At 34.1% G+C, this 19,893-nt stretch carries 13 protein-coding genes; 7 read left to right on the top strand and 6 right to left on the bottom strand.

All coding sequences use genetic code 11. The annotated features are described in order from the left end of the window. Window positions 1-42: 42 nt before the first annotated feature. From BN2628_RS09585 to BN2628_RS09575, 3 genes are read right to left on the bottom strand one after another with little or no spacing between them, the layout of a single operon-like run. The gene (locus tag BN2628_RS09585; protein ID WP_044225854.1) at window positions 43-1,038 is read right to left on the bottom strand and encodes a sugar-binding protein; all 996 of its coding nucleotides are present in this window, start codon (window positions 1,036-1,038) and stop codon (window positions 43-45) included. Between the two features lie 60 nt (window positions 1,039-1,098). Beyond that, complete coding sequence (locus BN2628_RS09580) at window positions 1,099-2,970, bottom strand: RagB/SusD family nutrient uptake outer membrane protein (protein ID WP_044225847.1); 1,872 nt, start codon at window positions 2,968-2,970, stop codon at window positions 1,099-1,101. Between the two features lie 28 nt (window positions 2,971-2,998). Further along, window positions 2,999-6,163, bottom strand: a complete 3,165-nt coding sequence (locus BN2628_RS09575) for a SusC/RagA family TonB-linked outer membrane protein (RefSeq protein ID WP_055096985.1) — start codon at window positions 6,161-6,163, stop codon at window positions 2,999-3,001. A gap of 302 nt (window positions 6,164-6,465) precedes the next feature. On the opposite strand from BN2628_RS09575, the gene BN2628_RS09570 reads away from it, so the two are divergent. From BN2628_RS09570 to BN2628_RS09560, 3 genes are all read left to right on the top strand, one after another. Next, a complete protein-coding gene (locus BN2628_RS09570; RefSeq protein WP_044226437.1) occupies window positions 6,466-7,836 on the top strand; it encodes a hypothetical protein in 1,371 nt (456 codons plus the stop codon). Between the two features lie 204 nt (window positions 7,837-8,040). Further along, a complete protein-coding gene (locus tag BN2628_RS09565) occupies window positions 8,041-10,203 on the top strand; it encodes an InlB B-repeat-containing protein (protein ID WP_082002215.1) in 2,163 nt (720 codons plus the stop codon). Between the two features lie 66 nt (window positions 10,204-10,269). Beyond that, entirely contained in the window at window positions 10,270-13,209 is a 2,940-nt protein-coding gene (locus tag BN2628_RS09560) for a T9SS type A sorting domain-containing protein (RefSeq protein ID WP_044225840.1), read from the top strand. A gap of 79 nt (window positions 13,210-13,288) precedes the next feature. On the opposite strand, the gene queF is transcribed toward BN2628_RS09560, so the two are convergent. The 3 genes from queF to BN2628_RS09545 form a co-directional block, all read right to left on the bottom strand. Next, on the bottom strand, window positions 13,289-13,735 hold the full coding sequence (queF, locus tag BN2628_RS09555; protein ID WP_044225837.1) for a preQ(1) synthase: 447 nt from the start codon (window positions 13,733-13,735) through the stop codon (window positions 13,289-13,291). A 13-nt stretch (window positions 13,736-13,748) separates the two neighbouring features. After that, window positions 13,749-14,429 (bottom strand): queuosine precursor transporter, encoded by a 681-nt coding sequence (locus BN2628_RS09550; protein WP_021930617.1) that lies wholly within the window; start codon window positions 14,427-14,429, stop codon window positions 13,749-13,751. A gap of 119 nt (window positions 14,430-14,548) precedes the next feature. Beyond that, window positions 14,549-16,351 carry a MutS-related protein gene (locus tag BN2628_RS09545; protein ID WP_052431403.1) on the bottom strand — a complete coding sequence of 601 codons (1,803 nt, stop codon included), beginning with the start codon at window positions 16,349-16,351 and terminating at the stop codon, window positions 14,549-14,551. 205 nt (window positions 16,352-16,556) lie between these two features. Here BN2628_RS09545 and BN2628_RS09540 point away from each other — a divergent pair, with 205 nt between their 5' ends. From BN2628_RS09540 to meaB, 4 genes are all read left to right on the top strand, one after another. Further along, entirely contained in the window at window positions 16,557-16,982 is a 426-nt protein-coding gene (locus BN2628_RS09540; RefSeq protein WP_044225828.1) for a lipocalin family protein, read from the top strand. 203 nt (window positions 16,983-17,185) lie between these two features. Further along, window positions 17,186-17,581 (top strand): DUF1573 domain-containing protein, encoded by a 396-nt coding sequence (locus BN2628_RS09535; RefSeq protein WP_044225826.1) that lies wholly within the window; start codon window positions 17,186-17,188, stop codon window positions 17,579-17,581. Window positions 17,582-17,602: 21 nt separating this feature from the next. Further along, window positions 17,603-18,691 carry a DUF1573 domain-containing protein gene (locus BN2628_RS09530; protein WP_257606446.1) on the top strand — a complete coding sequence of 363 codons (1,089 nt, stop codon included), beginning with the start codon at window positions 17,603-17,605 and terminating at the stop codon, window positions 18,689-18,691. A gap of 23 nt (window positions 18,692-18,714) precedes the next feature. Continuing rightward, entirely contained in the window at window positions 18,715-19,821 is a 1,107-nt protein-coding gene (gene meaB / locus BN2628_RS09525) for a methylmalonyl Co-A mutase-associated GTPase MeaB (protein WP_044225824.1), read from the top strand. Window positions 19,822-19,893: the final 72 nt, after the last annotated feature.

Raw genomic sequence — 19,893 nt, 5'->3', positions numbered from 1 at the left:
TTTTAAATTCTCATCTCCGGTTTCTATTTTATTGATATATAGTTATTTATTGATTTTAATATAATAATTTCCAATTTTGACAATGTAGATACCGTTTGCCAGATTTGAGATATCAATGCCATTGCTATTATATGTAGTAGATTTTATTAGTTTTCCTGATATGTTATAGATGCTGATTGGTGTCAAAAGTTCCGCATTGAATAATTGTAATGTATTATTTCTAATCGTATATTTTAGATGGTTTATCTGTTCAGATTCCACTCTGGATGTAATATTGCCTTTAAAATTGAGATCTCCAAAATACCGATTATAGGTCCAATCGTGAAAATCGGGAGTAGACCATCCCAATATGACACTTCTTCCACTGGTTGTGGTTGTACAATTAGATGCATTAATGTCAAATAGAATTTTATCTCCATCTTTTATTTTAGTTAGGAACTCTTCCGGAAGTACAGTTTCCCAAGGTATTATTGCTTCCATGGTATATCCTCCATCTATATTGGAAGTTTCATAATAAAAACCTGAAAGCAGATTGTCGTATACCATGGTCATAACATAACCGTATCCAGTAGCATAATTTTTATATGGGTCACTGACTCCGGGGAACATTCTTAATTGAGTATTTTTAGGATTTTTATAGGAGTCAGAAGGCTCTTCCCCACTAAAATAAAATTCTATATTATCAACATTGGTTGCACTTGTTGTACCATCAAAGTAGATTGGTGTATTATCTTTTACTTCGATATATGTATATAGATAATATTCATCATAAGCTGCTTTGAATTTGGCTTCGTAACCGTTTGTTGCTGGAGGAGTTTCTGTAAAAGCATCGTTTACTAAAGGATGAGTAATATTCTGGAAAGGAATATTACTCCAGAAATTTTCGTCAGCTTTTCCATCTACTATCATGGCATTACCTTCTTCTGTGGATATTTTGTATATATCCATTGAATTTCGTGTTATAGTTACTTGTGCGCGTAAGTTAACAGCAAATAATATTGTTATTATAGCTGCGATAAATGTACTTTTTTTGTTCATAATTAGTTTTTATTTAAAGGTTAATATTATCTCAGTTAGATAAGTTGAGGTATCTTAGGATTAATACCCGTCGTTTTGTTTGAGAATATCCATTCCTACTATTTGTCTTTCGGCTAATGGAATTGGTAAACGATGATGTTTGTTAGGATCATATCCACGAGATATAAATAAGGTTTTGTCTAATCCTAAACGCATATAATCGAAAAGAAGGGTTCCCTCCAAGCACATTTCTTTTTCTCGTTCTTTTACTAATATTGTTATGAAATCTCCTTCTGATGGTTTATAATCATGTTCTTGAGGAGTTGTACTATCTATATTTTCTCCCCATGCCCGTCGACGTACCTTATTTAAATAATTTTCGGCCTCAATTGTATTTCCTTGGCGATAACATATTTCAGAATAGAGTAGGTAGAGTTCTGCCAAACGAAAAATTCTTTGATTGATAGAGTTGTTCCCCTCAAATCCGGGTAGCCCTTGACCAGCCCAGCTTTCTACAGAATTGTAAGGAATATATTTTTTGAAACCGTAATAATTGGTTGTATATAAATAAGGATCATGACCATCCCAATAATTAGAAATCATATCGACATTAGGAATATAAAATGAATCATATATGCGAGGGTCTGTTCCTTGTTCTGAATTCTGAAGAATAATTTTTAAATATTTACTGTTTTCAGTGCCCCAATTAGGGTCATCTTGTTTTACATCAAAACGAGGAATGGATAATTCTTGGGTTATCTGATCAGCAAGGAGTTCCCAATTGCCGGAATATAAGTTAATAAATTCATCTTTTGTTTTTACAGTTTCTCCAATATGAGCTTCATAAGCATATTCTATGAGCAAAGCCAATACTTTGCTTGGATTGGTTAGCGATATATATTTTTTAGGATTGTTTTTTATGTCATCGTAGACATCTTGGTCCAGTCGATAACCATCACTGAATTTGTCTACATATTCTTGAGAAGCATTTACGACTCCCCAAGATTTAGGTTCTGGACCTAAACGACGCCAAGTATATGACGATATTTCGTCATTGTTACTAATATCGAACTGTACTTCAAATATTGATTCGGAGTTGTTTTCGTGATCAATATCGAAATTCCATGCGTAATCTTCTGTTAATTTATAATTTCCTGCTTTCATACATTCATCAAACCAATATTTGGCATCATTAAAAGCTTGTGGATCATTCATGCCAAAGTACATATATATCTGCCCCAGATAGCCTGCTGCTGCACCTTTTGTTGCCGCACCTAATTTACTGTTGTCCCATGATGATGGTAAAAAATTGTATGCAGTTTTAAAATCACGTATTACTTTGTCCCAGCTTTCTTTTAATGAACTTCGTCCTATCATTAATTGATCTTTTTCAGTCAAAAGGCTGTCGACAATAGGTATTCCCATGCCTTGTGGATCGTAATTAGGGTGGGAAGGAAGTTTATCTCCGAAAGATCTGACTAAATAATAATATCCTAATGCTCTTAGAAAGTTACATTCTCCAATCATCTGATTTATTTTTATTTTATCTGTCTCGGATAAAGTACTCATGATTTTAGTGTCCTGTTTCATTTCCCATATTTTGCTGCAAGCGTCATTGGCTCTTGCAATTAAGCGATATAGGCAGCGCCAATAATTTTTTATCCATGCTTGGTCTGCCGTATACCCAAAATTTGTCAGTTGGATTAGGTTTCCATCAGTATGACGATATTCCAATTCGTTGGTAGCAAAGTCGAGATAATAATATATTTCTGCTCGCCATAATTCTAAACCATATAAGCCGGAATAAGCTCCATTTACTACGCTTTGGGCATTTTCTACTGAATTGACGAATCCATCTGAAGGGATACCACTATAATTATTGATATCAAAAAAATCTTCACAAGAAGTTAGAACTCCGGATGATAAGATTAGAGCTATAAATATTTTTTTCATATTATGCTGTTTTTCGGTTATAGATTAATTAAAAATCAAGTTGTACTCCACATTGTATAACTCTATTTTGCGGATAGTTTCCTCTATCTATGCCAGCTTCTGTATTTGCCCCTGTTGAAAATTCGGGGTCAAACCCTTCATATTGGGTGAGCGTCCATAAATTTTGAGCTGCAACGTATAGCCGGCAACGATTTATTTTAGCCTTCTGGGTCCATTCCTTGGGGATTGTAAAACCAAGTTGTATATTTTTTAACCGGAAATAAGACGCACTTTCCAAATACCAAGTTGAGGCTTTACTTTCATTTCCGTTTGGATCATCTACAGCCATTCTGAAATTTTCGTTCGTGCTTCCGGGGCCTACCCAACGATTTAGGGCGTAAGTTGTAGTATTGTAATCTGAATATAGTGTATGTGTTTTACTTCGATATTCATTGAAAATTTTACCTCCTTGTACTCCTTGGAAAAATATATTGAAATCAATAAATTTCCAATTAAATCCAAGGTTGAAACCATAAGTGAAATTAGGCCAAGGATTTCCTATATTTGTAATATCAGCAGAATCTATTTTTCCATCTCTATTAATATCTTTAAATCTCAAATCTCCAGGAGCTGTTCCGCTTTCTTGGTAAAATTGGTTTCCTTTAGTTTGAGCTAAAGTATTGTAGAAGTCTACCTCTTCTTGAGTTTGGAATACTCCTTCTACTTGATATCCATAAAAAGTACTCATGGGAAGACCTTTTTGAGTATATGAAATGTTTGTCCCGCTTAGAACATTTCCAGATATTAAGATATCATTTGATTCATTAGTTGTAAGAACTTTGTTTTTAAAAAAACTGATATTTCCATTGATGTTATAGTTAAAATCTTTTCCGATTCGATTACGATATGCTATTTCAAAATCTGCACCAGTATTACGTATTTTTCCGACATTCATAATATAGCTGGGTGTGGGATTGGTTTTTATTCCTAATCCGGATAAGTCTGGAAGAGAGGTATTGAATAGCGCATCACTGGTATTTTTTATGTACCAGTCAGCAGAAAAGGTAAGGGTATTGTTCAATACAGCTAAATCTATTCCTATGTCAGTTGTAGTTATTTCTTCCCATTTTATATTTGAGTTTGGAAGGCGGTCTAGTAACAATCCTGTTACAGGAGTTTGAGGATCTCCGGAACCAAATGCATAATTTCCTGTATAAGTGTTATATGTTGAAGTATACAAGAATTGGGATATTCCCGAATTTCCTAAGATTCCCCATGAAGCACGTATTTTCAATTGATTTAACCAATCTGCGTTGTCACGTAAGAAGCTTTCGTCACTGATTCGCCATGCTGCAGAAAAGGAGGGAAACGTTCCCCAGCGGTATTTAGGAGCAAAGCGATCAGAAGCATCACGGCGTAATACAGCAGTAAAAAGATATTTATCTTTGTATCCATAATTGATACGTCCAAAATAGGAAGCAGTAGCATTATTGCTATAACTGCTTTCGACATTACGGTCTGCTTTAGAAGCCATACTTATCATATAGAGACCTCCGAGCATATTTTGGGCAGATGATCTTAAGGTAGTACCCCACCCGTAAGCTGCTTCAAATCCGATCATTGCAGTCAATGAATGTGCCCCAAATTCTTGGTGGTAATTTGCGACAATATTAGTTGTCCAACCATAACTTGTTCCCAGATTCTCATTCATCGATGTATAGTCTCTTTTCTTTAACGCATGATATTGATATTCAGAGTTTTCGATGTGAGTTATCCCGGAGCCGAGTCCTCCTGCAAATGTTGCTGTTACATTAAACTGTTTTATGGGTTCTACTTTTAAGTATATACTGCCGTTTAGATTGTATTTTTTTTGACTTTCATTGTGTGTTAGTTCATCTGCGAGAGGATTTCCTCCATCGTATCCTGCTAATATTGATTTTACATCAATTTCATTCCCTTCATTATCTGTTTTAGGAAAATATCCAAATCCTCCTGGTTGGTTACTACTGTCATAAGGTATGGTAAATGGCAAAGTTCGTAGAAAATTATTCAGATAACGGGAATCGGCATATGGATTCAGATTTGTACAGGTTAATTGTAAGTTTTCTCCCATACTCAGCCACTTATATAATTTTACATCTGAGTTAAAGCGAAAAGAGTATCTTCTGAAACCTGTGTCGATGTAAGTTCCTTTTTCATTATAATAATTAAATGAAGTATAAAAATTATAGTTTTCTTCACCTTTGCTTAGCGATATATCATAATTTTGAGTAATACCTCTTGAAAATAGTAAATCTTTCCAATTATAATCAGCGTTTGTTGGTTCATAATCAAGAGCATATCCTTTCTGATTTTCTTCTAATGGAAAATTTTTCATGGCTTCCTCACTCATATAGCCTTGACCATTGAAGTCTTCTATCCTGAGCCTTTTTAATTGCCCGGAGTTGAGAGGTTTTATCATGTTTGTTGGTTGAGCAAATCCAACATAAGCATTGAAATTTACTTTTGTTTCTCCCTTTTTCCCTCGCTTGGTAGTAACAATAATGACGCCATTAGCTGCTGCTGCTCCATAAATTGCTGCTGCAGAAGCGTCTTTTAATATTTCTATTGATTCGGCATCATTCATGTTAAAGTCTACCCCGGGAGATTGTTGTACTCCATCGATAACCCATAGAGGTCCAGAACTATTGAATGAGCCGATCCCCCTGATTTTTACATCAGCTGCATCTCCAGGACGTCCACTTTTTTTAGAGATAAATACTCCAGAAACTTTTCCTTGTAAAGCACTTTCTATGTCTGATGTTGGTGTGTTATTCAATTCTGATGCTTTGATTGATGAAACGGCTCCGGTCAAATCACTTTTTTTTACGGTACCATAACCTATTACAACTACTTCATCTAAATTTTGCATATTTTCTTCGAGGATAATAGTCAGATTAGTTTCGTTACCGACAGTTATAATTTTAGATGTGTAGCCAACATAACTGAATTTGAGTTTTGAATGAGATGCTACCGATATTGAGAATTTGCCATCTATATCGGTAATTGTTCCATTTGTAGTACCTTCTTCGATAATTCCAACTCCGATTAGTGGCTCTTTTTGAGAAGATATCACTATTCCTTTTACTGTAATTTTTTGTGCGTGAAGACAGAATATTGTACACAAAGAAAATGAAATTGATAAGAACAAAAATTTTAAATAAATCTTTTCCATAATATTTTATTAGGGTCAATGTTCGTTTTTTTTGTTTACAAATTTAGATTCATGATAATAATAAGCAGGAAGAAAAGAAATACAAAACGAATACAAACCTCTTACAAACTGCATAAAAAGTGTTTTTGTAGTATTTTTTTAGCCATTTGTTTTACAAAAAAAATTGTTATGATATGTAAAATATTTATTCCCTTTAAGAAAAAATCGAACGTAACATATATTTGTATATTGTTTTATTTTGAATATCTTTGTTACAGAAGAGTGTTATTTCTTCATTTTTTGCTATTATTAATATATATAATATGACGTCAGAAAGGGATTATGTAAAAGAAATTATTGATGAATATAATATTCGTTTACAAGAGTGGGGCCGTTCGGATACTTGGACATTGACAGAGTTTAAGATGTTGGAGGATCTAATTTATGGGTCATCACGAATAAGAATAAATGCTAACACCCTAAGACGTTTTTTTCAGCAACAAACTTCGAGCCCGCAATTAGCGACAAAAAATGCCTTATGTATTTTTCTAGGATATGAGAGTTATTCTGATTTCGTAATGAAAAAAACGAAGAAGGTCGTAAATGTCTCGGAAAGTTTTGATGGAAATAATAAAGTTGCTAAAATAAAAAAAGATGTTATTGATGAGGAAGAGACTTCTAATGATAAAAAGAAAAGTCGGAATAAATGGTTAAGGAGAAAGGTAGGTTCTTATTCTCTATATATTGGGATTATAGCTATTTTATTATTTATTGTGGGTGTTACATTTTATAGTGGTATTGTAAAATGGTATAAAGAATATTTGATATCCAGAATAAGATTTGAGGCGGTTCAAACAAAAGGTACGTCACCTCTTACCGTGAAGTTCGAGTATAGCATTCCGGAATCTCTTTTTGATAGTATTTATGTAATATATGAAGAGTCAAATGGAGATACTATTCGAAAACCGTTAGAGAAAAATATGAATGTAGCTTATATGACTTATATATATGTTGGTAAAAGTCTCTGCTATTTGAAATATGGAAACCGGACATTGAAAACGATTCGTATTGAAACTCGTACATCTGGTTGGTCTTCTTATGTTCGAGAAGAGAGACAAGATTTTTTTTGTACACGGTCTTTTAATGATGTATATACGGGGAAAGGATATATTAGTATGCCGATTCAAGATATCCCTAAAAATATTTTGACTGATAAGCTATTCGTCAGTTATACTTATTATAAAGAGGGATTAGTTGATGGAGATAATTTTATGGTTGAGGCTCGTGTAAGAAATTCAAAAGAAGACCATGGAATACCCTGCTATGACGCTATGATGTATGTTTTTTCTGATACGGGACTACATGGCTTTTCTATTAATCAAAATTGTTATTCATATATAAAATTCATCAGTGGAGAGAAAACAATTACTGGAGATAAATATGATTTTAGGAAATATAATTTTGATACATCTGATTGGCATATTATGCGTATTCAAGTAGTTAACCGAGAAACTACGTTCTATTTTGACGATGAACCTATTTTAAATACTGTTTATGAAAATAGTTTAGGCAAAGCAAATGAAATTACTTTGAGGTTTAAAGGGTGTGGTGCTGTTGATTATGTAAAATTGTATGATAGTAAAAATCAACTGATATATGAAAACGATTTTGAGAAAAATCAAAACGAAGAGTAGACTGGTATTTTTATATTTTGATAATTCTTTTGTAATTTATAGATAAATAGTGGGCGACAATCCTTTTGTTAGTGCTTTATTAGAGTTTTGTAATCTGTTTGTCGGCGTTTTAATATCTAGGGTGCACATAAATGAGTATAGCTTTGTGTCAACCGAAAATCGGCTAATTTTATTTAGTTATTAATCTTTTATCTAAAAAGCATTATGAAAAATTTGTTTACGTCTTATAGACGTTTATTAATGACCTCAGTCCTATGTTTAGGTGCAGTATTAATTGTTCAATCAAAGGAGGTGGAAGTAACGGCAAGTGCTCATTTAAGTGATTTATTGTCAGAAGAAGATTTACAAAGTCTCACAGAATTAATTGTTACGACGAATGGTGCGGATCTAACTGTTGCAGATTTTGATATTATTAATGAAATGTCATCAGTTAAGATTGTAGACCTTTCAAGTGCAACGACAGAGAATCAGCTCATGCCTGCCAATTTGCAAAAAAACAAAATTATTGAAATTTTTAAATTACCTGGTAATACGAAAAATATTGCAGGTGGGGCTTTTACCGAATGTGCTATGAAACAGATATATATCCCTGCTACTGTTAATGGAACAGGGAATATGAGAAGTCGTTTTGATAAATGTAAGAGTCTGACAGAGGTGATTGTCGATGTTGCAAATACGACATTGAAAAGTGTGGATGGGGTTGTTTATAGTAAGGATGGTACAGAGTTGGCCCTTTATCCATCGGGAAAAACAGATGCGGATTTTGAAATACCTGAAGGCGTTGTAAAATTTTCTGGAGCATATTCTATGGGAAATAATGACAATTTAAAATCAATAACTTTTCCTGCTAGTTTTACAACTTTTGCAGATAAAAATTATAGAGATGTAGATGGAAATATCAATTTAGAAAATTTTTATGTCTCTGAGGATAATCCTCTATATGGATCAATGTCTGGTATGTTATATAATAAGCAGACGCATGAGCTAATGATTTTTCCAGCAGGAAATAAAGTTGAAAGTTTGTCTATTGACGGTTCAGAAATAAAGAATGTGGGTGATGGCTTTTTTAAAAAAGCTGATAAGTTGAAGCGGATTATTTTTACGGAAGGTGTGGAAACTCTTGGAGCTGGTTTATTTAAAACGGAGAGTGGAACATCGGATCTCGAATATGTAGAATTGCCATCTACGCTGACACAGATCGGAGGGGAGTGTTTTGCTAATTGTGCAAGTTTGGTCCAAATAGTATGTAAAGCAGTAATACCTCCTGGATTTGTTAAAGTAGATCGTACACCTCAAGGAGGAGAAGTTTGTATGGGTAGTTCAAATTTTAGAGGATTACCTGTCGATACAAAAGTGGGAGTACCGGAAAAGTCGTTGGATGCGTATAAAAGCTCTTGGTGGGATAGGAATTATAGTGAGTCAGGAATAAAAAACGATGTTCAGGGTTTTTATGATGATCAGTTTGTTGCATATCGTATAGTAAGTGTTGTAGGTGGTACTGCATCTCAAAATGTTGCTGTTCCAGGATATCGAGTTGAAGTTCTGGCAAATACCCCATCAGAAGAAGGTATGGCATTTTCAAAATGGGAATCTGATCCTCAAGTTACATTTACCAATATAAATAATAAAAATACCTCTTTTACGATGCCGGATACAGATGTTACTGTTACTGCTGTATTTGCTGCTACGAAGGCGTATACTATTGTTGATGCTATAACTCCTTCAGGTGTAGCTGCTATTGGCAGCGTTGTTGAAATAGAAGCACCATCTTCGAAAGAAGGCAAGACATTTAAGAAATGGGAGATTGTGGAAGGGGATGGTCTTGTCATAGATGATCCGAATGCGAGGGTAACTACTTTTGTGATGATTGATGGTCCAGTAACAATTAAAGCTGTTTATGAGATGTTATATATGATAGATATTATTGGAGGCCAAGCATTTGTTGGTGATAATCCGGTTTTAGATGTGGCTCCAGGGACAAAAGTAACTGTTGTTGCGGACGAAAGAGATAATCAGAAGTTTGTAAATTGGTCAACAAAAACAGTCGGAGTAGTTTTTGAAGATGTGAATAACAAGATAACAACATTTTTAATGCCTGAAAGTGATGTGAATATTACTGCTAATTTTGAATTGGTTTCAGGGGTCGAAGAAATTTCTGCACCTCAAATTAAGATATATCCTAATCCAGTATCAGAGAGTTTTCAAATTTTGGGAGAAGTAGAGAATTTTTCTATTTATGACTTATCAGGAAAATTGTTGAAGAATGTACAATCTTATCATGGTGAATTTATTTCTGTCGCGCATTTATCAGCCGGAACTTATATAATCAAAGTAAAAGGCAAATCAGAATTATTCATTAAAAAGTAAAAGTGTAGGATAGCGGATTGATTTATTTAGGAAATTAATCCGCTCCTCTTTAATATTTGTAAGTATATGAGATATTATAAAAAATATGTTTATGTTATAGCTATTTTGTCTGTAGCATTATTCTCTGAAAGTGCCGGACTTTTAGCTCAAATTTCAGTGTATCCTAATTCGTGTTTTTGCGGTTCTTTAGACGATTATTCGAATTCTTGGATCGCCAATACAGGAGGAGTACCTAAAACTCATGTTCCTCATAGTATAACAAGTATTTATGTGCATCCGGATGGAAGAGTTGTAACGATATGTGGCTGGGATGAAGGAGGAACAAACGTTGGAGTATTTAAAAATAATCAAATTATATGCATCCCCCAAAATTCAGGTACAGGAAGTTACGGGCGAAATTCAGGTAAAGAAGTAACAATGGATGATAAATATATTTACCAATTAATGCGATTTAATGGGAGAAGTGGGGGAAATGATGAGTTAAATGGAAATGGAAGAAGGAAATTTCCTCCTAAAACAAATGGAGTGGAATGGCAAGTGATACATAGATATGATGCAGAAACTGGATTAGAAGCGAGTTTCCCTTGTGGATATGGACCAGGAGGGAATATGTTATTTATTGCAGAAGAAGAAAACCGTCAAGCGACGGGTATTGCTGTAACAGATAAATATTTAATTGTTTCTCTGCCGAAAGATCCGACAGTTTCTGAAATGTCAGATTCTTTACTTGTATATGATAAAGAAACAATGTCAGATGTTCCTCTTCGTCGTTTCAAGGTAAATAACGCAGGTTATTTGTATGCAGATAAAAAAGGATATGTTTGGATGAAAGAAGGGAATAAAATTGTACCTTATAATTTGATGAATGGGACCATTCTTGAGCGGTCTGTGATTACTTTGCCAGAAGGCACGGATATAAGATCTTTTTCTGTCGATACAAAAAGTGGAAAAGAGCGGATACTAATGGCGAATAGTGGAAAAGATTTGAATATTTTGATTTACACGAATATTTATAAAGCTCCAGAATTATCTTCAACATTTGGAGAAAAAGGTGGTATTTTAGCAAAAAGTGGGAATTATAAGCAAGGAGAAGCTGGACCTTTGAGATTTGAAGGGCCTACCGGTGTAGGAGTTGATGATAATGGAAATATTTATATTTCTAATATGTTTGTAAATTCGAGTGGAGCTACACTTTGTGCATATAAAGAAGCAACCAAAGAATTATTGTGGAAACAAGAAGGATTAGTATTTACTGCTACTGCAGATTTTGATCAAACGCAATTGAATCGAGTATATTGTACGGAACGGATTTATGATATAGACTATTCGAAAAACGGTTGCCGTATAGATAAGTTCATCGCTACCACAGTAGATCCTTTTGCTTTTCCAAAGGATATGAGATTGGAACCGAATCCTCCTTATCCATTAAAAACTGGAGTATTTAAAAGAAAGATAAAAGGAAAGGATTATATTTTTGTTAGTAATATGTATTCTACGGGATTAGCAGGCTATCGTTTTGATCCAGATAATTATGGTTATATTGCAGTCCCTTTTATGAAAGTTCTTGTTGATGAATTTTCCTTTTGGAATGATAAAAATGGGGATGGACAGCCTCAGTCGAATGAAATAACGTATTCGAAAGTAGCCAATACGTTTTCGCAATATGTGGATAAAAATGGTAATTTATGGGTAGCTGACCGGAATAAAATTAATGGACTTTGTTCGTTTCGTTTGTGGAAAGTACAAGGTGAAGATTCTAATGGTGTTTTACAATATGCTACAGAAGAGACATATATGTTACCATCTTTTATAACAGATGTAAGTCGTGTATTGTATGATATCGATAGAGATGAGTTGATTATAGGATGTTATACGACCGAAAGACCTTGGGATGAACCAAGCCTTTGGGGGCAGGTCGGAACAACAATTCTTGTATATGACAAAGTAAAAGAAAAACTTTTAGATAAGATAAATCCGGAAACCTGGGAGTATACGTTAAAGATTGATATTCCTTTTGCTGTAAAGGATGCTTCAGGAAAATTTACGGGAGAAGATGCCAAATGTTTAGCTTTTGCTGGAGATTATATATTTACTCAACAACAGCAAGGAGGAAAAATAAATTTGTATAATCGTTTTACAGGAGATTATGCTGGACAATTGGGACCTACAGATGTAGTGGAAGGTAAAAGTGGTTGGACTGATTTTACATATGCGATGAATGCTCGTAAAAATATAGATGGAACATATGAGATTCTAGCAGAAGAAAATGCTTATGCCAAAGTTGTTCATTACAAGATTAATAGTATGAGTGCTTCGATGACTCGTTTGGGAGATTTGTATCCATATAAAATACAAGTACTTAATAAAGATGGTTTGTCTTTTGCTCCTGAATTGGTAAGAGAAGGTGAACCGATTCAATTTCAGGTTTGGGTTCAGAATATTGAACGAGGAGAGGTGACCAATCGTCGCCCGAGTGATCCTACTCGCTGTAAAGTCCGTTTTAGACTTTATGATGCAGATACTGATGAACTTTTATATACAGCATATTCTGTTGCTTATGAAAAAGATTTGGTGGGCGGAGAATCTGTTTTGATGACAGTAGATCCTTCGACGGAGATGTGGACTTATATTTCCGGGAATTATAAATTGCAAGTAGACGTAAATTACATGAACTTGGGAAAAGAGTGTGATGCAACGAATAATATTGGAGAGTTTTCTTTTGGAGGAGAGGCTTTACCTTCTTCATTGGAGAGTATTGAATTGGATAAACTATTTAGAGTATATCCGAATCCTGCAACAACAGAGATTGTTTTTGATGGACAAATGGCACAAAACAATTATACTGTAAATTTACTTTCTTCTTCTGGAAGTATTGTAATGAGCCGTCGGTTTTATACTTTTGATAAGGGAAGATTAGATGTTTCCAATGTTGATTCAGGTATTTATTTTTTACAAATTCTTCTTGATAATCAAGTTATAAATCGGAAAATAATAATTCGAAAATAGAATTTATTAGATATGAAATAGGTTGAAGATAAAATTAGAGTTGTCTTTAACCTATTTCAAATTTAAGATAATTAGTTTATCAATGATTAAATAAACGTTGTTTGGCTAAATCCTCATATTCTGTTCCTGGTTGGCCATAATTACAATAAGGGTGTATACTTATACCTCCTCGGGGAGTAAAAAATCCGGTAATTTCTATATATTTAGGAGCCATTAGCTTGATAAGATCTTTCATAATTATATTTACACAATCTTCATGGAAAGCCCCATGATTACGAAAGCTGAATAGGTACAATTTTAAACTTTTGCTTTCTACCATCTTTATATTAGGAATATAATCGATTTGTATAGTTGCAAAGTCCGGCTGGCCGGTAATTGGACAAAGGCTTGTAAATTCAGGACAATTAAAACGCACCCAATAGTCGTTCTCAGGATGTTTGTTGTTGAAAGATTCTAAGACTTCAGGTGAATATTCTTGTTTATACTCGGTTTTCCCTCCTAATAGGGTTAATTCATTTTGTTTCATTATATATAATTTGTTACACTTCTTTTATTTTGAGAATATTGTATGAGATGTTGGTATCATAAACGTCGCTACCGTCTATTTTCTTGATATATCGTACAACTTTTATGGTTACTGGTAATATTAGAATTTCATATACAGATTTAAGTATTGCTTGAGTAATGATAAGGATAAATAATTCTTTAATCGGAACTATACCAGCAAAGGCAATAGGAAAGAAAAGTAGAGAATCAGCACTTTCTCCTACTAAGGTAGAGACTATTGCTCGTAATGAGAATCTTTTTCCATTACTTGCTATTTTCATTTTACTCATTATATATGCGTTTAAAAATGAGCCGATCAAAAATGCAATTAAACTGGCTATAGCTATACGAGGCGTTGCCGTGAAGATTGATACGAATGCAGTTTGTCCGTCCCAGAATTTGGCCGAAGGCAGTAAGATAGCCAATTGAAAAAATGCAACGGCCAAAAAATTCATTGCAAATCCTGCCCAAATGATCAGACGAGCTTTTCGGTATCCCCACACTTCTGCAATGCAGTCATTTATTATGTAAGAAATAGGGAATACGATAAGTCCTGCAGTTGCAGTGATGCCTCCGATTTCAATCATTTTAACTTCCAGAATGTTGGAAATAATAAGGCATACACAGAAAAGTATGCCTAAGGCCATAAAGGGTAAACTGACGGTTTGTTTCATAATAATCTTGTTTTTAACGTGGTTTGACAAGCACACGGGGGCGCAAAGATACAATTAATTATGAATACCCCATATTTTTATAAGGAAATTTGAATAGTTTTTTAGCGGCAAAAGATTCTTTATTTTTTGATAATTCCCATTTTTCGCATAAGGAAATAAGCATTCATATTTTGTGCAATACCTGGTTGTAGACGATAAGAAAACGAAAGCTCGTCATTTGTAATGTCTGCTTCAAAACGGAAATTTCGTATTATATCGGGATATGAGTTTGCCAACTCTCCGAGTAACAGGTCATGAGTTGCTATGACTCCGGAAGCATTTAATTCAATTAGCTGTTCGACTAACGCTAAAGAACCTTTCTGTTTATCAACAGAGTTTGTTCCTTTCAAAATCTCATCTAGAATAATAAATATTTTTTCTCTCGTTTTGAGTCGGTCGATGACAACTTTCAATCGTTTAAGTTCTGCAAAAAAATATGATTCTTGGTCTTTGAGAGAATCTGTGGTACGCAAACTTGTAAATAGAGTACAAGGAGTAATTCTCATTTTTTCAGCGCATACAGGAGCCCCGATGCAAGCTAAAACATGGTTGATTCCTATAGTCCGAAGATACGTGCTTTTTCCTGCCATATTAGCTCCTGTAATTACTAGAAAGGAGGGTCTCAGTGGCATGTCAATATCGTTTAGAATACAACGTGTCGGAGGAATTAGAGGATGCCCCATATTAACAGCTGACAGTACGGGATGATCGTCTTCAATAAGTTCTGGAAATGTATAATTGGAATGATTATAATGAAAGGTTGCTAAAGAACTTATGGCATCGAATTCTGCTAAAGCAGAGAGCCATTGATCCAATTGTCCTGCGTTTTCATCAAGCCATTTTCCTATTGCTGTTAATTGTCTGAAATCCCAGAGTAAAAAACCATTAAGTATAGCAAAACCGATAGCATTATATCGTTGGTCGAGATTGCCGAGAAGTTTGGCCAATCTTTTTATTCGTTCAGAAACAGGCGTACCATCAATATTGATTTCTTGTTTAAGCTCTTGTAAGAGTTGACTTTTAAACTGAGTTTTCTCTAATGATTCGATAAGTTTGGTATATGAATTTAAGGACTGTAGCCCTTCGTTCAATTGTTTTTGTAATGTAGAAACTTTTTTACTTTTAATAGTTGCGTAGGTGAAACAAATAATGAATAAATACAAAATCCATGTACCAGTAGATATTCCGGCTATCCATAATAGAAGTAATATCGTGAATAATACGGGAATAATATATAGACTACATATTTGTATATATTTTGCCGGAATTACATTTTTTAAAGATGCTGTGTTGCGGATAGTATTTATATCTGATTTTTTTTCATTTGAAGTTAACCCATGTGCGAGAAAATCGATTCGTAATTCTGTCAGTTTAGATAATTCTTCAATAGCTTTTTGTCGCTTCAAAATATAATGTGTATCTTTTAAAGGCTTTTGTAATATTTCAGCCAGTCGGTTTCTTCCTAACAAAGATGCACTGCGATTGATATATGAGAAAAGAGATTTATGGCCGAATAAATCTAAGTCATTACTGAAATCATGTTCCGTATTTATAAATTCGTTTCCTTCATCAGTTTCATCGAATTGATATTGTAAAAGTTGGAGTTCTTTTTTGGCGATTGATATACGAGCCTCTTGGAGGCTTTTTTTTATAAAAAATCGATTGTGTACTTTTAATAATATGAGAAATAGTATGATACCGAATAGGCAAATAGGGATAAGGATATAAAGAGGAGAATCCCATAAAAAATATAATAGACCCAAGGTTATTAAGACAATAAGTAGCCGGAGGGTTCCGATACTGTATATCTTTTTCTGTGTTTTATTTAATTGTATATTCGTATCGCGGAGTATCGAATGATAATAATTTTCAGGTGTAATCACAAGAATTCATTTTTATGGTGAAAGTACAAATATACATTAAAAAATTGCGATAAATCAGGGTTCAATAACTAAAATATTATATTTAATAAATATTCTTTTTTTTGCAAAAAAAGAAAAAGATAAAAGTTTTCGAATGTAAATTATCATTGTTAATTTCGCACGCAATTAATAATCCTAAAATGTGAATTTATTAAAAAATAGAACTATGAAAAATGTATTCGTTGTTATTCTACTGGTGTCAAGTGTTTTTTCTTATGGCCGTAATCCGCAAAAGGAGATGGAGAAGAAATTAATAGGAACTTGGTGCAATCCATATACCTATGAATATAGTGGGGAATTAAAAGGTTTTACTTTTAAAAAAGGGGGTAGATGTGAAGCTGTGAATGTCCCTTCTTTAGATTTAAAGTCATGGGAAATTAAAGATGGAGCCTTAATTATAAAAGGTTTTATGACTGATGAGACTGGAGAGAAAGAAGAATATGAAACTATAGAAAGAATATTAAAATTAAATGATGATACTTTGCGGGTAGTAAGTAAGGAATCGAGTCCTCGTGTAACGTTTATGTATATGAATGCTAAGGTTATTAAAGAACGAATAACTCCTCAAGTTCAAAAGAGAAAAGAAAAGTAAATATATAACATTTTTTTTGCGGTTTACTCGATGAATTTAACTAACAAAGAGTAAACCGTTTTCTATTAGATGTAATGATGGCTATAGAAGAAGGATTGTTTCACATAAAAGTTTTATTTGTGATAAACTTTGTAAAGATAGGGTGGTTTAAGATATAAAAATTTGTATTTTTGTTTTCAGTTGAAATCATAAAAAAGTTATTTATGAAAAAGTCAATATTATTTCTGATTATGGTCATGATAAGTACCACTTCGGTTTTTGCTCAAAAGACAGCGAAGGTAGAATTCAGTGAAACCGTTTTTAATTTTGGGAATATAGCTGAAGTTGATGGAGATGCGACTTGTAAATTTGTTTTTAAGAATACAGGAAAGGTTCCGTTGATTATTACTCGGGCTTCGGCTTCATGCGGATGCACTAAACCTGAATATCCCGAAGCTCCTATAGCTCCGGGTAAAACTGGAGAGATAAGAGTGACTTATCATGCTAAAGGCCGTCCGGGAGCTTTTCAAAAGAATGTGTATATATATACAAATGCTAATCCAGAGAAATATACTTTATTGATTAAAGGAACAGTTATTCCTGAAAGTAAAAAGAAATAATTAATGATCAACAGGAAAAATATGAAACGTACAGGAAGTGTTTTATTGTTTGCTGTATTGTTTTGGCCGATGTTGGTATTGGCCGAGGGGAAGCCTGCAATAACATTTGAAAAAGAAGAACACGATTTTGGAAGTTTCGCTGAAAGTTTAGGAATGGTAACTTGTACATTTACTTTTACAAATACAGGTAATGCCCCGCTACTGATAACAAATGCTTCGGCTTCATGTGGATGTACTCGGCCAGTATTCCCCAAAGAACCTGTGGCTCCGGGTAAATCAGCAGAGATAACAGTAACTTTTAATCCTAAAGGCCGTCCGGGCGCATTCCGTAAAAATGTGTATATATACAGTAATACAGAGCCCTCTAAAACAACATTATATATTAAAGGTATCGTAATTCCTGAAGAGAAAAAGGAACACCCTGAATTTGCTTATGCTATGGGAAGAATAGCATTGAAAGTAAGGCATTTACCTTTTTTTGAAGTTTATACCGATGACCCTAAAAAACTTTCTGTTGAGTTTGTAAATAATTCACGTTCTCCTCTTACTTTATCGTTTGACCGAGTTCCTCGGCATCTTTCGGTAAAACAGATTCCGGAGAGTGTTGCACCAGGTCAGATTGGACTTATTGAGGTTACTTATAACGCCTCTAAAGCTAAGGATTGGGGAATACGTAGAGATGAATTTTATATTAGATTTCCGGGAGAACCTAACATAATTCCTGGGAATACAATCTCTGTTTCTGCAGATATAAGAGAGGACTATAGTAAGATGTCTTCAGAGCAAAAAGAAAGAGCTCCGAAAGCGTTATTAAGTGAGAACCGTATCGATTTTGAAAAAGTTCAAGGAACTACCCCTGTTGAGAAAATAATAAAAATACAAAATGACGGGAAAACGAATCTTCAGATACGGAAAGTAAGTAATGAATCAAATGTTGTTACTGCAGAAGTTTCTCGTATGAGTGTTCAATCTGGGAAAGCTGTTGACCTTAAAATAACTGTTTATCCGGCTAAAACTAAAAGTAAAGTTTTAAATCATCGTATTTTTATTATTACGAATGATCCTGATCATCCAACACTATCTATTCCTGTATTTGCGCGATTCGAATGACGTTTATTTCTTAAAATTGTAATATGGAACATATTGAGAATGATAAGCAATATGCCGGATTGGCTGTTAATAAAGGAATTGAGCAACCTCCTACAGTCAATCCTTATTTGAAAAGAATACGAACGGTAAAACGTCGTCATTATACGTCTGACGAATATGTTGAAGGTATATTAAAGGGAGATATTTCTATATTAAGTCAGGCCGTTACTCTTGTCGAAAGTAATTTATATGAGCATCAGATATTAGCTCAGGAGGTTATAGCAAAATGTTTGCCTTATTCGGGGCAATCTGTTCGCATTGGTATAACAGGAGTTCCTGGGGCGGGTAAAAGTACATCAATAGATGTGTTTGGACTTCATGTATTAAAACAGGGACATAAGTTAGCTGTGCTTGCAATAGACCCGAGTAGTGAGCGTTCGAAAGGAAGTATATTAGGGGACAAAACCCGTATGGAGAAATTATCTGTGCAGAATGATGTTTTTATTCGTCCTTCGCCTTCGGCGGGTTCTTTAGGAGGAGTGGCTCGTAAGACCCGGGAAACTATTGTATTATGTGAAGCAGCAGGTTTTGATACGATATTTGTAGAAACGGTGGGAGTTGGACAGTCAGAGACAGCTGTTCATTCTATGGTAGATTTCTTCTTATTGATACAGTTGGCTGGAACGGGCGATGAATTACAAGGAATAAAGAGAGGAATTATGGAAATGGCCGATGGTATCGTAATCAATAAAGCCGATGGGGATAATATAGAAAGGGCAAAATTGGCTCAGGCACAGTTTAGAAATGCTTTGCATCTATTTCCTCCGACACTTTCTGGTTGGCAACCTCAAGTCTTGACCTATTCGGGGTATTATGAAATAGGCATCTTTGAGGTTTGGAAAATGATTGATGATTATATCGATTTTGTTAAAAAGAGTGGATATTTTGAGTATAAACGTCAGGAACAGTCAAAATATTGGATGTTTGAGACTATAAACGAACGTTTGAAAGAGCACTTTTATCGAAATCCTGATATTGAAAAAATGTTATTTGATAAGGAACGGAAGGTTTTGAAATCGGAAGAAAGTTCTTTTATTGCGGCCAAAGAAGTTTTGGATTATTATTTCTCTTTACTGTCAAAACAGAAGTAAATTTATGTGAAACAGAAGAGCCCCAAAATGTTATTTGTTTTTATTTTGATGAAAAAAAACATAAATTCAAGG

Origin of the sequence: Gabonia massiliensis (assembly GCF_001403595.1) — a bacterium.
GTDB lineage: Bacteria > Bacteroidota > Bacteroidia > Bacteroidales > Coprobacteraceae > Coprobacter > Coprobacter secundus.
The sequence above is the reverse complement of the archived record's forward strand: the minus strand, read 5'-3'. Positions and strand labels throughout refer to the sequence as shown.